Genomic DNA, 18,233 nt, shown 5'->3' on the forward strand with positions numbered 1-18,233 from the left:
GGCTCGACGTTATCCGTTGCCCACGCAAGATACCAGAGGGGGAAGGCGGCGGTTTGTCGCCATTGCAGCAGCTTTCGCCGTTGCGCTGTTGTATTTGCAACACGCACCGAACGACGGCTTTCTGTTTAATTCAATGATAAATAACGTTTTTATTTTAACGAAAAACTGGCACGCATTTCGCTAATGTCTTTATAACTGACGAAGATAATGCCTTCTATAAATACCAAATATAGTTATAAAGGAAATGGATAATGACAGTACAAGCCGCTGAGAAAATAAATGTTTTCTGGTTCTTACCCACCCACGGTGACGGGCGCTACCTGGGGACTACCGAAGGCGGTCGGCCGGTCGATTTACCGTATCTCCAGCAGGTTGCGCTGGCGGCGGACAGCCTTGGCTATTACGGCGTGCTGATCCCGACAGGTAAAAGCTGTGAAGACTCCTGGCTGGTGGCCGCCGCGCTGGCACCGATGACCCGCAACCTGCGCTATCTGGTGGCGGTACGTCCCGGGCTTCAACCGCCGACGCTGGCGGCGCGCATGGCGGCTACCCTCGATCGCCTGTCAGAAGGACGGTTATTGATTAACGTGGTTACGGGCGGCGATCCGGTCGAAAACAAAGGCGACGGCATTTTCCTCAGCCACGCCGAGCGTTACGAAGTCACCCATGAATTCCTGGAGGTTTATCGCCGACTGCTGGCGGGCGAAAAAGTGGATTACCACGGCCAGCATATTCAGGTGGAAGGGGCAGAAGTGCTGTTCCCGGCGGCGCAGAAAAATGGGCCACCGCTCTATTTTGGCGGTTCGTCGACGCAGGCGATCGACGTTGCCGCTGACCACATCGATGCCTACCTGACCTGGGGCGAGCCGCCTCAGCAGGTGGCGGAAAAGTTGGCAGTAGTCCGGGCGCGGGCGCAAGAAAAAGGTCGTCAGCTTGAGTATGGCATTCGTCTGCATGTGATTGTGCGCGAGACGGAAGAAGAGGCATGGGCGGCGGCAGACAGGCTGATTGCGCATCTTGACGACGACACCATCGCTCAAGCGCAGCAGATTTTCGCCCGTATGGATTCAGCGGGGCAGGCGCGGATGAGCGCGCTGCATAACGGCAGCCGCGACAACCTGCGCATTGCGCCCAATCTGTGGGCGGGCGTCGGGCTGGTGCGCGGCGGCGCGGGGACCGCGCTGGTGGGCAATCCGCAGCAGGTGGCGGAGCGTATTCGTGAGTATCAGGCGCTGGGCATCAGCCACTTTATTTTCTCCGGCTATCCGCATCTGGAAGAGGCGCACCGCTTTGCCGAGTTGGTGATGCCGCTGCTGAACACCAGCAGCCAGCCGCGTTCGGCGACGGGGCAGGTGAACACCGGGCCGTTTGGCGAAACCATCGGCGGGGCCAAACGCCCCACTCAGCACGCCAGCGCCAGCTGAGGAGGAAACCATGCCCGAGCGTGAGAAGGACCCGCATATTGTGATTGTCGGCGGCGGCTTTAGCGGCACGGCCGTGGCGATTCATCTGCTGCGCGAGGCGACGAGCCCGCTGCGCATTAGCGTCGTGGAGCCGCGCCCGAGTCTGGGATTCGGCGTGGCCTATTCAGCCACCGATCCGGCGCACCGCATTAACGTGCCTGCCGCACGTATGCAGCTTGCCGGTGACGACGATGGCGCGTTCGATCGCTGGTATCGGCGGCACGGTGATTTCCCTCAGGACCCGCAGGCCCTGCTGGCGGACGGTAGCGTTTACCCGCAGCGCGGCGCGTTTGGTCGCTATGTTCAGGACGCGTTTACCGCGGCGGCGCGGGCCCATGGCGATCGCGTGACTCACGTCCGGGATCGCGCGGTGGGCTGGCAGGATGGCTGCGTTATCACAGCTGAAGGCCAACGCCTGCGCGCGGATGGCCTGGTGCTGGCGGTGAGCCATCCGCCGCCGCGACTGCCTCAGGCTGCACGGCCGCTGGCGCAGCACCCGCGCTTAATTGCCGACCCCTGGCGCGACGGGGCGCTGTCGGCGATCCCCGCCACCGCGCGGGTCGCCATTATGGGAACGGCGCTGAGCATGGCTGACGCGGTCGCGACGCTACAACGTCAGGGGCATCACGGTGACATTGTCGCGTTTTCACGTCATGGGCTGCTCTCGCGGCCCAATGCGCCGCTGACCGCCGAGAAATGGCAGGCCGACTATCAGACGGGAACGCTGCGCCAGCGTTTACGCCAGATTCGCGTCGATATCGCCCGGGCAGCGGCGGTGGGGCTGCCGTGGCAGGCGGTGCTGGACGCGGTGCGCGGACAGGGACAAACCCTCTGGCAGCAGATGGGCGATGCAGAAAAACGGCAGTTCTTACGTCACCTGCGGCGCTACTGGGACGTGCACCGTTACCGGATTGCGCCACAGGTTGCGCAGGCCATTGAGGCACGACGCGCCAACGGAACGTTTCGCTCGCTGGCCGCGCGTTTGCAGACGCTGGAAGCCGATGACGAGGCGCTGGCGCTTCATCTGGCGCTGCGCGGCGGCGGTCAGCATCGGGAAGCGGTGGATTATCTGGTGCTGACTACCGGGCCTGCGCATCACGATTTACTCGACGGCCAGCCTTTTTTCACCGCGCTGCGGCAGGCAGGACTGATTCGCGCGGATGCGTTGGGATTGGGGATAGCGGTCGATGCGCACTCCCTGGCCGTGGGGCGTGCCGACCACATCTGGGTCGCCGGACCGGCGGCGCGCGGCTATTTCGGTGAGTTGATGGGGCTGCCGCAGGTTGCGGACCACGCTCAACGGGTGGCCCGGTCGGTGCTACAAACCCTGGCCTGTCGGCAATCCGTAGCCTTCTTAAATTAATACAACCTTATGATTGCGCTGGGGAATCCGGGCGCAGGAGAGACCGTTATGCCATCACAACGTGAAATTCGTCTAAATGCCTTTGATATGAACTGCGTCGGCCACCAGTCCCCGGGACTGTGGGCGCATCCGCGCGATCGTTCGTGGCAGTATAAAGACCTGGAATATTGGGTCGATCTGGCGCGTCTGCTGGAACGTGGCAAATTCGACGGTTTGTTTATCGCCGATGTGTTGGGCGTTTACGATGTCTATAACGGTAACGGCGACGCGGCGATTCGCCAGGCGGCCCAGGTACCGGTAAACGATCCGCTGGCGCTGGTGACGCCGATGGCCCTGGTGACCGAACATCTGGGCTTTGGCCTCACCGCCTCGCTGTCGTTCGAGCACCCTTATCCGTTTGCGCGCCGTCTGTCGACGCTGGACCACCTCACCAAGGGCCGCGTGGGCTGGAATATTGTCACCTCCTATCTGGAGAGCGGGGCGCGCAATATTGGCCAGCAGGCGCAAACGGCGCACGATGCCCGCTATGACTACGCCGATGAATATCTGGAAGTGGTGTATAAACTGCTGGAAGGCAGCTGGGAAGAAGGGGCTATTCTGCGCGATCGCGAGCGGCGTATTTTCAGTGACCCGAGTAAAATTCACGCTATCAATCATCACGGTAAATTCTTCGATGTACCGGGCTACCATCTGTGCGAGCCGTCGCCGCAGCGTACGCCGGTGCTGTACCAGGCGGGCGCGTCAAGCCGTGGTAAACAGTTTGCCGCCAGCCATGCGGAATGCGTGTTTGTGGCTTCGCCGTCGAAAAGCGCGCTGAAAAAAACGGTGGCCGATATTCGCCGTCGCGCCGAAGAGGCCGGGCGCGATCCGCGCAGCATTCTGATCTTCAACATGCAAACGGCGATCGTTGGCGAGACGGATCTCGCCGCGCAGGCCAAATGGCGGGAGTATAAAAACTGGACCAGCTACGAAGGCGCGCTGGCGCTGATTTCCGGCTGGACCGGCATTGATTTTGGTCAGTATCAGCCGGATGAAGTGTTTACCTATGCCAAAACCAACGCGATTCAGTCGGTGGTGGATACGTTTTCAACCGCGGATCCCGATAAACAGTGGTCGGTGAAGGCAATGGCGGAGTGGGTGGGCATCGGCGGGTTTGGCCCGCTGGTGGTCGGCAGCGCGCAGACCGTGGCCGATGAGCTGCAATCCTGGGTGGAAGAGACCGACGTTGATGGGTTTAACCTCGCGTATGCGGTGACGCATGAAACCTTTACCGACGTGGTGGAGCTGCTGATCCCCGAGCTGCAAAAACGCGGCGTGTATAAAAAAGCGTACCGCGAGGGGACGTTGCGCGAGAAGCTATTCGGCGGTAGCGCCCGGCTTCAGGCGCCACATCCGGGGGCCGGTTACCGTATTCATGAAACCAGCGGGCTGTTAACGCCGGTCTGAATTTTGTAGGCCGGATAAGGCGACGCCGCCATCCGGCAAACGGCGCCGGAGCGCCTGATGGCGCTGCGCTTATCAGGCCTATAGGATCACCGCGTCTTAATGCTTGATGCCTAACGACTCAGCCAGTTGCTTCGCCAGCTGGTTGTGGTCATCCGCGCCGTACTCCCAGAACATCGCGCCAGCCAAACCTTTACGCTTGATGTAGTCGGCCTTAATGCTGACCGATCGCGGATTCTCATACGACAGCGCAAACAGCGGTTTACCGTCGCTTGACTGCACCGACAGCCACGGTACCTTCGCCTGGTCGTCCCAGTGCTCGGTAAAGCTTTTCTGCGGGTCGTTCAGCAGCTTGCTGACGATATCGTTGTACTTGACGTACGTATCTTTGGTTAAGTCAACGCCGAGCGATTTAAACAGCGCCAGCTCCGGCTCGCCGAAATAAGGCTGGGTAACCGGATTTTTCTGTGCGTCCGCTTTGCTCCAGTCGATGCCCGGCTCTACGCTGCGTTTGGGCACCCGACCATAGAAGCCGATGCCGAGGTTCATCTGGCTGGGCTTCAGCCCGGCGGCAAGGTAGTTATTGACCACAAAGTCGACGCTGTATTTATCGGCGTTCGCCACCGTTGGCCACTGGGTTGAATCATACAGGTTCGCGTTAAAATACTGCGTGCCGTATGCCATGTCATAGGTCATCAGGTTGATGTAGTCCAGCAGTGGCGCAATTGTCTTCACGTCTACCCAGCTTTTCGGGCTTTCTGCGTTGGCCCCCACGGCGATAGTGACCAGCTTTTTCTGCCCGAACGCCGCGCGGAGCTCTTTCAACAGCGCGGTGAAATTATCACGATCCGCTGGCTGACTTGCGACCAGCCCCCACGCGCCGTTGACCGGATATTCCCAGTCAAGGTCGATTCCGTCGAGGCCGTATTTTGCCACTACCGCCTGGGCCGAGCGGATAAACACCGCGCGTGTTTCAGGCGTCGCTGCCGCGCCGGAGAAGCCGCGAGCCCCCCAGCCGCCGACCGACAGCAGTACTTTCAGATTGGGGTTCTGTTTACGCAGCGTGGGGATGATTTCTAAATCGGACTGCACCTTCGGCGACAGCCAGATTTGATGCAGCCTGGCGGCATCTTTTAAGGCGTCGTTGGTTTCATCTTTTTCGTCATTGTAGATAAGGCCAAACGAATAGTTCAGGTGGGTGATTTGGCGCACGTCGAGCTTATTGATATCGCCGCCCGGCCCGGCGGTAACGTCACCGCCGCCGTTGAAGTAGCCGACGGACATCAGGGAATTCGCGGAAACAACCGAAACGCAGAGCAGGGGTAATGCTGCCAGCAAAGGCAAAAGTTTCATACACGGTCCTCTTTGACATTGAAAAAGCAAACATGCCACGGAAAGGGTGTGGCGAAAAAACAACCGCCTGAACATAGCATTGCCGTGAGGGGAAATCTGCGAGGTGGTTCACGCCGAAGGGAGAGGAGGAGAGTAGGCCGAATAAGGCAAAGCCGCCATCCGGCAAACTGTGCCGCAGTGCCTGATGGCGCTGCGCTTATCAGGCCTACGTGGTGCTAGTTGTGAATTTCCAGCCAGTCGTCCAGCGTATACAGCGTTGCGCCTGCCGCTGCCATCTCCATAAACGCGTTGGCGCTGTCCTGCGGCGTAAGATTCACCCCGCGGCAGCCGTCGGTAATGACGTTAACGGTATAGCCCAGTTGCAGCGCATCGAGCACGGTGAATTTCACGCAGTAGTCAGTGGCCAGGCCCAGGACGATCAGTTCGCGGATATCGTGCTCGCGCAGCCACGCGTCCAGCCCGGTTTTCTGCCGATGCCCGTTGTCGAAAAAGGCGCTATAGCTGTCGATATTGACGCTTTCGCCTTTGTAGAACACCGCGTCGATCGCCTGCTGAGAGAGCAGCGGGTGCAGGGCGGCACCTTCGCTGCCCTGCACGCAATGATCCGGCCAGAAGGTCTGCGGCAAACCGTCAAGCGTCCCCTGGCTGTAAGGTTCCACGCCGTGCTGGCGGGCAAAGCTACCGTGGTTGGCCGGATGCCAGTCCTGGCTGGCGATAACGGCCTCGTCGCGCTGTTTCGCGGCGGCGATCAGCGCATTCGCCACATCAACGGTGCTGTCGCCATCGGCAACGGCCAGCGCGCCGCCCGCACAAAAATCGTTTTGCAGATCAACTAATAACAATGCGCGTGCGCTCATTATGCTCTCCTTAGTCGTCCGGGGTTAATTCACCGCGCAGGTTTTGCTGCATGGCCTTACGAATCGCCGTCGCATCCAGCCCCTGGCTTAGCAGATAGTGCAGTTTGGTCAGCGTCGCCTCAACGGTCATGTCCGAGCCGCTAATCACTCCTGCCTGTGCCAGCGCATTGCCGGTGGCGTAGCCGCCCATATTGACCTTACCCGACATACACTGTGTCAGATTGACCACCACGATGCCGCGCTTGCTGGCTTCCGCCAGTTCGTTGAGGAATACGCCGTTCTGCGGCGCATTGCCTACGCCATAGGAGCGCAGAATCAGCGCTTTCACCGGCTGCAGCAGGAAGTTGCGTACCACGTCGGCGGAAATGCCCGGATAGATCGTGACCACGCCAATCGGCTGCGGGGTGATGGGATGCACGATAAGCGGGCCTTCACCGTGCGGGGCGGGCGGCGTACCGAGCCTACGGATATGGATGCCCGCTTCCAGCAGCGGCGTCAGGTTCGGTGACGCAAAGGCATCGAAGCCGTCGGCATGAGCTTTGGTGGTTCGGTTACCGCGATAGAGACGGTTGTTGAAAAACAGCGTCACTTCGTTGATCGGGTAGTTGGCCGCCACGTACAGCGAATTGAGCAGGTTGATTTGCCCGTCAGACCGCAGCTCCGCCAGCGGAATCTGCGAGCCGGTGACGATGACCGGTTTACCGAGGTTTTCCAGCATAAACGACAGCGCCGAGGCGGTGAACGCCATCGTGTCGGTGCCGTGCAGGATCACAAAGCCATCGTACTCGTCGTAGTGCGCTTTAATATCGTCAGCGATGTGCTGCCAGTCTTCCGGTGTCATGTCGGAAGAGTCCATCAGCGGCTCGTATTCGTGGATAGTAAAGTCCGGCATCTCGGGGCGATGGAACTCCGGCATCAGCGCCAGCTGACGCTGCAGGTGCCCAGAGACCGGAATATAGCCGTGGTCTGAGCGCTGCATCCCGATGGTCCCGCCGGTATAGGCGACGTAAATGGATTTTTTAGGCATGGTTCGTCTATTGATTGAGCAAAAGAAAATCCCCTCCGGCGAGGAGGGGATTACGATTAGCGAATATTGGCGCAGGTCAGGCAAATTGCATAGCGATTTTGCGGATCGTTAAAAATCGCCAGCTTGTCGCCTTCAGCCTTCATCGCGCTGGCGGCATTCGCCAGCGGTGCCGGTAGGTAGGCCTGTAGCGCCTGCGGCAGCGATGCACGCACCGAGCCGGAGAGGTTATCCATGACCATATCAAAGAACGTCGGCTCGCTCTGATAGTAATCGATGTGCCACACCTTCAGTTTCGCCAGTTCAGCGGCTTTCGCCACCGCATCGTCGAAGTCGCCGAGGCTATCTACCAGGCCGTTCGCTTTCGCGTCTTCGCCGGTCCAGACGTGGCCTTGGGCGATTTTATCGATCGCTTCCGGGGTGCTGTGACGCGACTGCGCGACAAGGGTAATAAAGCGTTTGTAGCCGTTCTCAATGCTCAGCTGCATCATCTGCTGCACTTCCGGCGTTAAGGCTTTGGTGACCGCCATGTCGGCCAACGGTGAGGTTGCGACGCCGTCGGTGTGCACGCCGATAGAATCCAGCGTATTTTCCACGGTATTGATCACGCCAAAGATACCGATAGAGCCGGTCAGCGTGCTTGGACTGGCGATGATGTAATCCGCCGGGGTGGAAATCCAGTAGCCGCCGGAGGCCGCCATGCCGCCCATTGAGACCACAACCGGTTTGCCCGCCGCCTTCGCCGCCGCCAGCTCTTCGCGGATCACCTCAGAGGCGCTGACGCTGCCGCCTGGGCTGTTCACGCGCAGCACAATCGCTTTCACCTTCGCGTCCAGGCGTGCGTCGCGAATCTGCGCTGCCGTGGTGTCGCCGCCGACGTTGCCCGGGGTTTCTTCACCGTCCATGATAGCACCGTTGGCAAACACCACCGCGATGCTTGAGCCGGTGTCGGCCGGGGTTTTCACCGCATAGTCATACATGCTGACGGCGCTGAAGTTATTGTCTTTTTTACTCCAGCCGAACGCTTTGGTCATCGCTTTTTCAATCTCTGCGCTTGAGCCTAAGGCATCCACCAGCTTGTTATCCAGCGCGTACTGCGCCGTGTCGCCGTCGACTTTACGCAGGCCGTCCAGCACGCCCTGCGCGCCCGGGAAGATCTGCTGCGCAGTAACCTGACGGTTGGCGGCGACGGTATTGAGGTAGTTCTGCCACAGTTCGCCTATCCAGCGGCTGTCGGCCTCGCGCGCGGCGGGGGACATATCGTCGCGGATAAACGGTTCGACGGCGGATTTATACGTGCCGACGCGGAACACGTGGGTCGAAACCTTCAGCTTGTCGAGCAGCGTTTTATAGTACAGGCCGTTGGTGGCGAAGCCGTGTAAATCAACCACGCCCTGCGGCGACAGCCAGATTTTATTGGCGAAGCTCGCGAGGTAATACTGCGCCTGACTGTAGCTGTCGTTGATCGCATAGACCGGTTTACCGCTGTCGCGGAACTCGCGCAGCGCTTTACCGATATACTGCATTGAAGGCTGGTCGCCGCCGGCAAAGTTTTTCAGGTCCAGCACGATGCCGGTGATGTTACGGTCATCCTTCGCCTGGCGAATGGTCTGAACGACATCGAACAGTGAGTTTTCCTGCAAACGGTCCGAGCTGGCGCCAAAGAACTGACGGCCCAGAACGCTGAGCTTGCTGCTGGGCGAGGGTTTATCCACCACCACGCCGCTGATGTCCATCAGCAGCGCACCACGGGTACTGTGCTCCGTGCTGCTGCTGGAACTGAGCTGCATCCAGATGCCGACGCCGACCAGCACCAGCAGAATAAAGAACAGGTTCAGCACCAGTTCCCGGACGAAATTAAGTAATCGCCACGTCCATTTAAAGAATCCGGCAATGAAGCGCCATACGGTTCGCATGTATTCTCCCTGCAAAACAAAAAAGGTTTACCGAAACGGTAAAACGTCTGGCTATCCTAAATAGACCGCCGCCGGTTGTCAGCAGGAATCGCCTTCGGCGCTGTAACAAAATCCTTGCGCATGTTAATTTTATGAAAAATAACGTGAGAGGAGTGGTTCAATGGATGCCCTGGAACTATTAGTGAATCGCCGCAGTGCGTCGCGCCTGGCCGAACCGGCGCCGGCGGGCGAACAGCTGCAAAATATTCTCCGTGCCGCGCTGCGCGCGCCGGATCACGGCACGCTGCAGCCGTGGCAGTTTGTGATTGTCGAAGGCGAAGGCCGCGAGCGCTTCAGTCAGTTGCTTGAGCAGGGCGCGGTGGCCGCTAACGGCGATGATAAGGCGATTGAAAAAGCGCGCAACGCACCATTCCGTGCGCCGATGATTATCGTGGCGATCGCCAAATGCCAGGATCACCCGAAGGTGCCGAAGTGGGAGCAGGAGATGTCGGCTGGCTGCGCGGTGATGGCGATGCAGATGGCCGCGGTAGCCCAAGGGTTCAACGGTATCTGGCGCAGCGGTGCGCTGACCGACAGCCCGGTGGTGCGTGCAGGCTTCGACTGCACCGAGCAGGATAAAATTGTTGGCTTCCTCTATCTGGGTACCCCGCAGCTGAAAGCGTCGACGACGATCGGCGTGCCGGATACCGCGCCGTTCGTCCGTTATCTCTGAAAAACGGCTACGATTGTCTGGATTTCACGCAAATGCCCGCGAATTCAGACAGTCGTACTTATCACCGCAGTGTTCTGGCGTTAACATACATCTCTATTCCCATGCCAAAGCAATGACAGGAGTTGTCCATGAGCGAGCAGGCCATTCGTTTAACGCAGTACAGCCACGGAGCAGGTTGCGGTTGTAAAATTTCGCCGAAAGTGCTGGAGACTATCCTGCACAGCGAGCAAACGAAGTTTATCGACCCCAACCTGCTTGTCGGCAACGAAACGCGCGACGATGCTGCCGTTTACGACCTGGGTAACGGTACCTCGGTCATCAGCACCACCGATTTCTTTATGCCAATTGTCGACAATCCGTTCGACTTTGGCCGCATTGCCGCGACCAACGCCATCAGCGATATTTTTGCCATGGGCGGCAAGCCGATTATGGCAATTGCGATCCTCGGCTGGCCTATCAACACGCTGGCGCCGGAAATTGCTCGCGAAGTGACCGAAGGCGGGCGCTTTGCCTGCAAACAGGCGGGCATTGCGCTGGCGGGCGGCCACTCCATCGACGCGCCAGAGCCCATTTTCGGCCTGGCGGTTACCGGCATCGTACCAACCGAACGGGTGAAGAAAAACAGCACCGCGCAGGCGGGTTGCAAGCTATTCCTGACGAAGCCGCTGGGCATTGGCGTGTTGACCACCGCCGAGAAAAAATCGCTGCTGAAGCCTGAACATCAGGGGCTGGCGACGGAAGTGATGTGCCAGATGAACCTGGTTGGCTCGGCGTTTGCCAATATCGAAGGCGTTAAAGCCATGACCGACGTGACCGGTTTTGGCCTGCTGGGCCACCTGAGCGAAATGTGCCAGGGCGCAGGCGTGCAGGCGCAGATTGACTTTGCCGCCGTACCGAAGCTGCCGGGCGTTGAAGCGTATATCGCGCTGGGCGCGGTACCGGGTGGAACCGAGCGCAACTTTGCCAGCTATGGCCATCTGATGGGCGCGATGAGCGACGCTCAGCGCGCGCTGCTGTGCGACCCGCAAACCTCCGGTGGCCTGCTGCTGGCGGTGACGCCGGACGCGGAAGCTGACGTGCAGGCAGCGGCAGCCGAATTTGGCATCACCCTGACCGCCATCGGCGAGCTGGTGACGGCCCGCGGCGGACGTCCGATGATCGAGCTGCGCTGAACCCATGCGGCTGTTTATTGCGGAAAAACCGAGCCTGGCCCGCGCCATTGCTGATGTACTGCCAAAGCCTCACCGCAAGGGCGATGGCTTTATCGAGTGTGGCAACGGCCAGGTGGTGACCTGGTGTATCGGTCACCTGCTGGAGCAGGCGCAGCCGGACGTCTATGACAGCCGCTATGCGCGCTGGAATCTGCAGGATTTACCCATCGTCCCGGAAAAATGGCGGCTGCAGCCGCGGCCTTCGGTGACGAAGCAGCTCAACGTCATTAAGCGCTTTCTTCACGACGCCAGCGAAGTCATTCACGCCGGAGACCCGGATCGCGAGGGGCAGTTGCTGGTGGATGAAGTGCTGGATTACCTGGAACTGCCGGCGGAGAAGCGCCATCAGGTGCAGCGCTGCTTAATTAATGACCTTAACCCACAGGCGGTGGAGCGTGCGATTTCGCGCCTGCGCGCCAACAGCGAGTTTATTCCGCTGTGCGTTTCGGCGCTGGCCCGCGCCCGCGCCGACTGGCTGTACGGCATCAACATGACCCGCGCCTACACTATTCTGGGGCGTAACGCCGGTTACCAGGGCGTGCTCTCCGTCGGGCGCGTGCAAACGCCGGTGCTGGGTCTGGTGGTGCGTCGTGATGAAGAGATTGAACACTTTGTCTCGAAAGACTTCTTCGAGGTGAAAGCGCACATCGTGACGCCGAAAGATGAGCGTTTTACCGCCGTCTGGCAGCCAAGCGAAGCCTGCGAACCGCACCAGGATGAAGAAGGCCGTTTGCTCAACCGGGCGCTGGCCGAGCATGTGGTGAAGCGCATTACCGGCCAGCCGGCGCTGGTCACCGCCTATAACGATAAGCGTGATTCTGAACCGGCGCCGCTGCCATTTTCGCTTTCTGCGCTGCAAATTGAGGCGGCGAAGCGTTTTGGCCTGAGCGCGCAGAACGTGCTGGATATCTGCCAGAAACTGTATGAAACCCATAAAGTGATCACCTATCCGCGTTCTGACAGCCGCTATCTGCCGGAAGAGCATTTTGCTGGCCGCCACGCGGTGATTAACGCCATCGGCGTGCATGCGCCGGATTTGCTGCCGCAGCCGGTGGTCAATACCGATACCCGCAACCGCTGCTGGGACGACAAAAAGGTTGATGCTCACCACGCGATAATCCCGACCGCGCGCGCCAGCCACGTGAATCTCAATGACAACGAAGCAAAGGTGTATAACCTGATTGCGCGCCAGTATCTGATGCAGTTTTGCCCGGATGCGGTCTACCGTAAATGCCAGATCGACCTCGATATCGCCAACGGTAAATTTGTCGCCAAAGCGCGCTTCCTTGCGGAAGCGGGCTGGCGTACGCTGCTGGGGGCGAAAGAACGTGATGAAGAGAACGACGGCACGCCGCTGCCGGTGGTGGCGAAAGCTGACGAATTACTGTGTGAGAACGGCGAAGTTGTCGAGCGGCAAACTCAGCCGCCGCGGCATTTTACCGACGCTACGCTGCTGTCGGCGATGACCGGGATCGCCCGCTTCGTGCAGGATAAAGACCTGAAAAAAATCCTCCGCGCGACCGATGGCTTAGGCACTGAAGCGACGCGTGCTGGCATTATCGAGCTGCTGTTTAAACGCGGTTTCCTGACCAAGAAAGGGCGTTATATCCATTCTACCGACGCCGGTAAAGCGTTGTTCCACTCTCTACCCGAGATGGCGACGCGTCCGGATATGACCGCGCACTGGGAGTCTACCCTGACGCAGATCAGCGAAAAACAGTGTCGCTATCAGGACTTTATGCAGCCGCTAGTGGGGACGCTGTTCCAGCTGATTGACCAGGCTAAGAGCACGCCGGTGCGGCAGTTCCGCGGACTGGCAGCGCCGGGTGGGGCGAAGAAGTCATTCAGTAAAGGGAAGGGGAAGAGTAAGAAGCCCGCGGCGAGTTCAGAGCAGCCCGGATAGCCCCTCATGCCTGGTGGCGCTGCGCTTATCCGGCCTACAAGACTATCGTAGGCCGGATAAGGTGTTTACGCCGCCATCCGACAACCTGCTCAGGATGGCGGGATAACGCGATTAAATTACGCCCTGCGCCAGCATGGCATCGGCCACTTTCACGAAGCCTGCGATGTTCGCGCCGCGCACGTAGTTGGTTTGCTTCGCTTCACCGCCGTGCTCAACGCAGGCGTGGTGAATATCCAGCATGATGTGGTGCAGACGCGCGTCGACTTTCTCTGCCTTCCAGCTCATGCGCGCGGCGTTCTGCGCCATTTCCAGACCGGAAGTGGCAACGCCACCGGCGTTGGCTGCTTTGCCCGGCGCGAACAATACGCCCGCGTCGAGGAACAGGTCGGTCGCTTCGATCGTGGTTGGCATGTTGGCACCTTCCGCGACCGCCTTCACGCCGTTGGCGATCAGCACGCGTGCCGCATCGGCATCCAGCTCGTTCTGGGTAGCGCACGGCAGGGCAATATCCACCGCCACGCTCCACGGCTGCTGGCCTTCGAGATACACCAGACCAAATTCACGCGCGTAGTCGGCGACGCGGCCGTCGCGGCTGGCTTTGATTTCACACAGGCGCGCCAGTTTCTCTTTAGTGAAACCAGACTCATCAACCACGGTACCGCTGGAGTCAGACGCGGTGATCACGCGCGCGCCCAGCTCCATCGCTTTTTCAATCGCATACTGCGCTACGTTGCCGGAGCCAGAGACCGCGACGCGCATCCCCTCGAAGCCCAGGCCGTGACGCTGCAGCATTGCCTGGGTGAAATACACCAGACCGTAGCCGGTGGCTTCCGGACGAATCAGGCTGCCTCCAAAAGAGAGACCCTTGCCGGTAAACACGCAAGAGGTGTCGTTGGAGAGTTTCTTCATCATTCCGGCCATAAAGCCGACTTCACGGCCGCCTACGCCGATATCGCCCGCTGGAACGTCGGTGTCGGCGCCCAGATGACGATACAGTTCGGTCATCAGTGCCTGGCAGAAGCGCATCACCTCACCTTCGCTTTTGCCTTTTGGATCGAAGTCAGAACCCCCTTTGCCACCGCCCATCGGCAGGGTTGTCAGGGCGTTTTTAAAGGTCTGTTCAAAGCCGAGGAATTTCAGAATAGAGAGGTTTACGGACGGGTGGAAGCGCATCCCGCCTTTGAACGGCCCGATAGCCGAGCTGAACTGGACGCGCCATGCGCGGTTCACCTGAACCTGATTACGGTCGTCTACCCACACCACGCGGAACTGAATGACGCGCTCAGGTTCAACCAGTCTTTCCAGCAGGGAAAGCTGACGATAGCGCGGGTTCTGCTCGAGGAACGGCCAGAGGGTCGTCATGACTTCGCGTACGGCCTGAGCAAACTCGGTCTGGTGTGGGTCGCGCTGTTGAACATGAGCCAGGAAGGTATTAAGGGAGCAAGCCTTGTCCATAAGTATAAGTACCTCTTATGATTGTGAATGTATGTAGTTGTTATGGTTGTGTTTAATAACGTGCGTTATTTCGACTATATCACTACCCTGCTAACGGATGACAAGGAATTTCCGGGTGCGTAATAAAATTAATACGTCGCGTCGGGTCATAACGAAAAGCGATGACGTAAAAAAGTTAAGTTAGACGTCCATTTGGTCGATAGTAATAAAAGGGCTTTTTAAAGGAGATTGCTGATGAAATGGGTGTGGATGGTCGGTGGGCTGTCGCTTTTGTGCAGCGTCGCGCAGGCGAGGCCGCAGGTGGAAGTGAACGTTCCACCTGAAGTGTTCAGCAACAATGCCAGCAGCCAGCGCGCACAGCCGTGCGCCCGTTGCTGCATGTATGAAGACAGGAACTACTCGGAAGGGGCGGTGATTAAAGCGGAAGGTGTGCTGCTTCAGTGCCAGCGCGATGAGCGCGCCATCAGTACGAATCCCCTGGTGTGGCGTCGGGTAAAGCCATAAACGCGGCGAGTAACGGCACGTCGGCAGGGGCCAGCGCGTAGCGTAAGGCTTCCTGCGGCGTGCACCACACCAGCGCGCTGTGTTCGCGGGCAATGAGTTCGCCGTCGAAACGGGGGACGTGCCAGCCGTGCAGATGCACGATCCTTCCTGAGACTTCGCGCCGATGGCTAGTAATATAGCGCCCCGGCCACGCGACGATAGCCAGCTCTTCCTGTAGTTCGCGCACTAACGCCTCCTGCTGGCTTTCACCGGCTTCAACTTTCCCACCGGCAAATTCCCACAGCCCGGCCTGATCGGCATGCGGCGGGCGCTGCGCAAGGAGAATTTTGCCATTTTGTTCGATAATAGCGGCAACAACATCAATGGTTTTCAGCATAGCGGTCAAAGACTCCGTGAATGAGTTGCCATATTATCGCTGCTTTGTCGTGTGCTAAAGCCTTACAGGAGTTTTCGGGTGAAAAATCAACAACCCTGGGTGCCGCCGCTCAGCCAGCTGCCGCTGAGCCTGAAGCCGATTACCGCGATGCAGCAAAAGCACTATGGCGAGGTACTGAACCCCACGCGCTGGTGGGGGCGGATGCCGCGACTGTTCTGGCTGGTGGCGCTGTTTGTCGGCTACCTGGAGCGGAAAAAAGCGCGTCTGACGCCGACGCTGCGCGCGCTGCTGATGACCCGCGTCTCCCAGCAGTGCGACTGCGCGTTTTGCATTGACGCCAACAGCCTCCGCCTGGCTCAGCGCTGCGGGGCGATGGACAAGGTGCTGGCGCTGAGCGACTGGCGATCGTCGCCGCTGTTTAACGATGCTGAGCGCGCGGCGCTGGATTATGCCGAAGCGATGACCGCTACGCCGCCGCAGGTCACTGTTGCGCAAAAAGATGCGTTACGTTGTCACTTTAATGCGGAGCAGATTAGCGAAATGACGGCGCTGGTGGCGTTTCAGAATTTATCCGCTCGCTTCAACGCCGCGCTGGATATTCCGTCGCAGGGGCTGTGTCAGATGGGAGAAAAAGCCGATGCTTGATAAGCACCTTCATCCGCGACTTAAGCCGGTACTCAACCGCCTGGCGCAGGCGCTGGACAAGCCCGGCGTATCGGCGGACGGCATTACGCTACTGGGGTTCGCCATTGGGGTGCTGGCGTTGCCGTTCCTTGCGCTCGGTTGGTATGGCGCGGCGCTGGTGGCGATTGTGGCCAACCGTCTGCTGGATGGTCTTGACGGCGCGCTGGCGCGGCGGCGCGGCCTGACGGATGCCGGGGGATTTCTCGATATCGCGCTCGATTTTCTGTTCTACGCGCTGGTGCCGTTCGGCTTTATGCTGGCGGATCCGGCAGCCAATGCGCTGGCGGGCGGCTGGCTGCTGTTTGCGTTTATGGGCACCGGCAGCAGCTTTCTGGCCTTTGCCGCGCTGGCGACGAAGCACCAAATCGACAATCCGGGCTATGCTCATAAATCGTTTTATTACCTGGGCGGCTTAACTGAAGGCACGGAGACGATCCTGCTGTTTGTGCTGGGCTGCCTGTTTCCGGCGTGGTTTGCGTGGATGGCGTGGGTTTTCGGCGCGCTGTGCTGGCTGACGACCTTTAACCGGGTGTGGGGAGGTTACATGACGCTGAAAGGGCTTCAGCGTCATGAAGGCGCGAATTAGCGTGCGCTTTCTGGCCCGCGATCGCCGGTGGCAACCGGGTTTTTCGGGTTCGCACTCCATTCGTACCAGCCGCCATCGTAGACGCTGACGTTCTGCCAGCCCATGGCGCGCGCGTACATGAAGGTTTCCGAGGCGCGCCAGCCGGTACCGCAGTAGAAGGAAACCTGCTGGCTCGGCAGGATATTCCAGGATTTCCACATCCGGGTGATATCATCGGCGCTGCGCATAGTGCCGTCCGGGTTGTGGAAGTCTTCCATATGGGTAGAATCGCTGCCCGCATGGCCCCAGCGCGCGCCGGCAATGTCACCTTTTGGCTTAATGTAGCTATAGCCGCTAGTGGTACCGATAAATTCCGGCCATGAGCGAATGCTCACCAGCGAGGCGTCCTGACGGTGCAGCAGGCCGCGCGCCTGTTCCATATCCAGCATCAGCTGCGGCTGCGCGGGAATGGTGGCACCAAAATCAGGCGCTGGTTTCACGTCCTGAGGTAAGCCACGCTCGACCGGCAGCCCGGCATCGGCCCAGGTCTTCCAGCCGCCGTCCAGCAAGCGAACATCCTTCACGCCCGCATACAGCATGATCTGCGCGACGCGCGCTGCGGCGTACACATCACGACCGTAGAGAATCACGGTGGTGTCGTGGCGGATACCGTGTTTGGCCAGCATCGCCTTGAGCTGTTCGTCGGACACTTTATTCCACAGCGGCTCGCTTTCAACCTCGTTGGTATCGATATAGCCAGCCCCCGGAATATGGCTGACCAGATACAGCTTCGGCGCGCCCCATGCGGCTTCAATAATTTTGTAGTCGCCCGCCGGTTTGGCGGCCACCGCTTTACCTTGCTGCAGGTCGTGCAGCCACTGCGGGTACACCAGTTGCTCGAAGTGCGGCAGCTTTTGCAGCCGTTCCGGCTGCTGCAGCGCATCGCTGAGGGTGGAGATACGGGTGAAACCTGCCGCTTTTAAGCGCTTCGCCACGGCATCGTTATCTTTGCTGTCACCGTAGAGGGCAATGTCGGTCTCTTTTTTCAGCTGATGCTGCTGCGCCCAGGCTTCCAGCTGCTCGTTGTTCATGGCTGACAGCCAGCTGGCAGAGAGGTTCAGCGCGCCTGGCTCATGCCCGCGAGGGCCATTTTCCTGCTGTGGCCAGCCGTTGTAAAAGGCGCTCATGCGCGTATCGATGGCGGCACCCTTTTGCTGGAGCAGGTGGGTAAAGGTGAGGGTACTCGCCGTTTCAGCGGCGAAAGCAGAAGAGGCGAGGCCAAGCGCAAGGGCCAGCGCAGTCAGTTGAGAAACACGTTTCATCAAATCGTCCGACGAAGATAAAAGGAGCGTCATTCTGAACCTCTGCTAAAAGAAATACCTTGCGTTAACGCAGTATTTACCG

16 protein-coding genes are annotated in these 18,233 nt (G+C 59.3%); 9 read left to right on the plus strand and 7 right to left on the minus strand.

Going from position 1 to position 18,233, the window contains the following annotated elements; translation table 11 throughout:
* Window positions 1–251: 251 nt before the first annotated feature.
* The 3 genes from ssuD to H7R58_RS09590 are packed head-to-tail and all read left to right on the plus strand — an operon-like array spanning window position 252 to window position 4,272.
* The gene (ssuD, locus tag H7R58_RS09580) at window positions 252–1,424 is read left to right on the plus strand and encodes an FMNH2-dependent alkanesulfonate monooxygenase (protein ID WP_106926485.1); all 1,173 of its coding nucleotides are present in this window, start codon (window positions 252–254) and stop codon (window positions 1,422–1,424) included.
* 10 nt (window positions 1,425–1,434) lie between these two features.
* Window positions 1,435–2,826 carry an FAD/NAD(P)-binding protein gene (locus H7R58_RS09585; protein ID WP_182929066.1) on the plus strand — a complete coding sequence of 464 codons (1,392 nt, stop codon included), beginning with the start codon at window positions 1,435–1,437 and terminating at the stop codon, window positions 2,824–2,826.
* Window positions 2,827–2,874: 48 nt separating this feature from the next.
* On the plus strand, window positions 2,875–4,272 hold the full coding sequence (locus H7R58_RS09590) for an LLM class flavin-dependent oxidoreductase (RefSeq protein WP_106926489.1): 1,398 nt from the start codon (window positions 2,875–2,877) through the stop codon (window positions 4,270–4,272).
* Between the two features lie 96 nt (window positions 4,273–4,368).
* Here H7R58_RS09590 and H7R58_RS09595 read toward each other — a convergent pair whose 3' ends face one another.
* From H7R58_RS09595 to sppA, 4 genes are all read right to left on the minus strand, one after another.
* Window positions 4,369–5,622: a chitinase ChiD gene (locus H7R58_RS09595; RefSeq protein ID WP_182929065.1), complete on the minus strand. Its 1,254-nt coding sequence runs from the start codon at window positions 5,620–5,622 to the stop codon at window positions 4,369–4,371.
* 215 nt (window positions 5,623–5,837) lie between these two features.
* On the minus strand, window positions 5,838–6,479 hold the full coding sequence (gene pncA / locus H7R58_RS09600) for a bifunctional nicotinamidase/pyrazinamidase (protein WP_182929064.1): 642 nt from the start codon (window positions 6,477–6,479) through the stop codon (window positions 5,838–5,840).
* Between the two features lie 10 nt (window positions 6,480–6,489).
* Window positions 6,490–7,506: an asparaginase gene (gene ansA, locus H7R58_RS09605; protein WP_106926496.1), complete on the minus strand. Its 1,017-nt coding sequence runs from the start codon at window positions 7,504–7,506 to the stop codon at window positions 6,490–6,492.
* A gap of 56 nt (window positions 7,507–7,562) precedes the next feature.
* Window positions 7,563–9,419 (minus strand): signal peptide peptidase SppA, encoded by a 1,857-nt coding sequence (gene sppA, locus H7R58_RS09610; protein ID WP_106926498.1) that lies wholly within the window; start codon window positions 9,417–9,419, stop codon window positions 7,563–7,565.
* A gap of 160 nt (window positions 9,420–9,579) precedes the next feature.
* Here sppA and H7R58_RS09615 point away from each other — a divergent pair, with 160 nt between their 5' ends.
* The 3 genes from H7R58_RS09615 (at window position 9,580) to H7R58_RS09625 (ending at window position 13,245) form a co-directional block, all read left to right on the plus strand.
* A complete protein-coding gene (locus H7R58_RS09615) occupies window positions 9,580–10,131 on the plus strand; it encodes an NAD(P)H nitroreductase (RefSeq protein WP_182934705.1) in 552 nt (183 codons plus the stop codon).
* Window positions 10,132–10,259: 128 nt separating this feature from the next.
* On the plus strand, window positions 10,260–11,303 hold the full coding sequence (gene selD, locus H7R58_RS09620) for a selenide, water dikinase SelD (RefSeq protein WP_106926502.1): 1,044 nt from the start codon (window positions 10,260–10,262) through the stop codon (window positions 11,301–11,303).
* Between the two features lie 4 nt (window positions 11,304–11,307).
* Entirely contained in the window at window positions 11,308–13,245 is a 1,938-nt protein-coding gene (locus H7R58_RS09625) for a DNA topoisomerase III (RefSeq protein ID WP_182929063.1), read from the plus strand.
* Window positions 13,246–13,356: 111 nt separating this feature from the next.
* Here H7R58_RS09625 and gdhA read toward each other — a convergent pair whose 3' ends face one another.
* Complete coding sequence (gene gdhA, locus H7R58_RS09630) at window positions 13,357–14,700, minus strand: NADP-specific glutamate dehydrogenase (protein WP_106926506.1); 1,344 nt, start codon at window positions 14,698–14,700, stop codon at window positions 13,357–13,359.
* A 234-nt stretch (window positions 14,701–14,934) separates the two neighbouring features.
* Here gdhA and H7R58_RS09635 point away from each other — a divergent pair, with 234 nt between their 5' ends.
* Window positions 14,935–15,204, plus strand: a complete 270-nt coding sequence (locus H7R58_RS09635) for a DUF1496 domain-containing protein (protein ID WP_182929062.1) — start codon at window positions 14,935–14,937, stop codon at window positions 15,202–15,204.
* Here the strand turns inward: H7R58_RS09635 and H7R58_RS09640 are convergent.
* Window positions 15,164–15,580 (minus strand): pyrimidine (deoxy)nucleoside triphosphate diphosphatase, encoded by a 417-nt coding sequence (locus H7R58_RS09640; RefSeq protein ID WP_106926510.1) that lies wholly within the window; start codon window positions 15,578–15,580, stop codon window positions 15,164–15,166. The genes H7R58_RS09635 and H7R58_RS09640 overlap by 41 nt on opposite strands.
* A 78-nt stretch (window positions 15,581–15,658) precedes the next feature.
* Here H7R58_RS09640 and H7R58_RS09645 point away from each other — a divergent pair, with 78 nt between their 5' ends.
* Both H7R58_RS09645 and H7R58_RS09650 read left to right on the plus strand, forming a co-directional pair.
* Window positions 15,659–16,225 (plus strand): carboxymuconolactone decarboxylase family protein, encoded by a 567-nt coding sequence (locus H7R58_RS09645; protein WP_223878926.1) that lies wholly within the window; start codon window positions 15,659–15,661, stop codon window positions 16,223–16,225.
* The gene (locus H7R58_RS09650; protein WP_106926512.1) at window positions 16,218–16,850 is read left to right on the plus strand and encodes a CDP-alcohol phosphatidyltransferase family protein; all 633 of its coding nucleotides are present in this window, start codon (window positions 16,218–16,220) and stop codon (window positions 16,848–16,850) included. Before H7R58_RS09645 ends, H7R58_RS09650 begins: the two co-directional genes overlap by 8 nt.
* Here the strand turns inward: H7R58_RS09650 and H7R58_RS09655 are convergent.
* Entirely contained in the window at window positions 16,847–18,151 is a 1,305-nt protein-coding gene (locus H7R58_RS09655; RefSeq protein ID WP_106926514.1) for a rhodanese-like domain-containing protein, read from the minus strand. The two genes, H7R58_RS09650 and H7R58_RS09655, sit on opposite strands and share 4 nt — an antisense overlap.
* Window positions 18,152–18,233 lie beyond the last annotated feature (82 nt).

Source organism: Klebsiella sp. WP4-W18-ESBL-05 (genome assembly GCF_014169075.1).
Lineage (GTDB): Bacteria > Pseudomonadota > Gammaproteobacteria > Enterobacterales > Enterobacteriaceae > Kluyvera > Kluyvera ascorbata_B.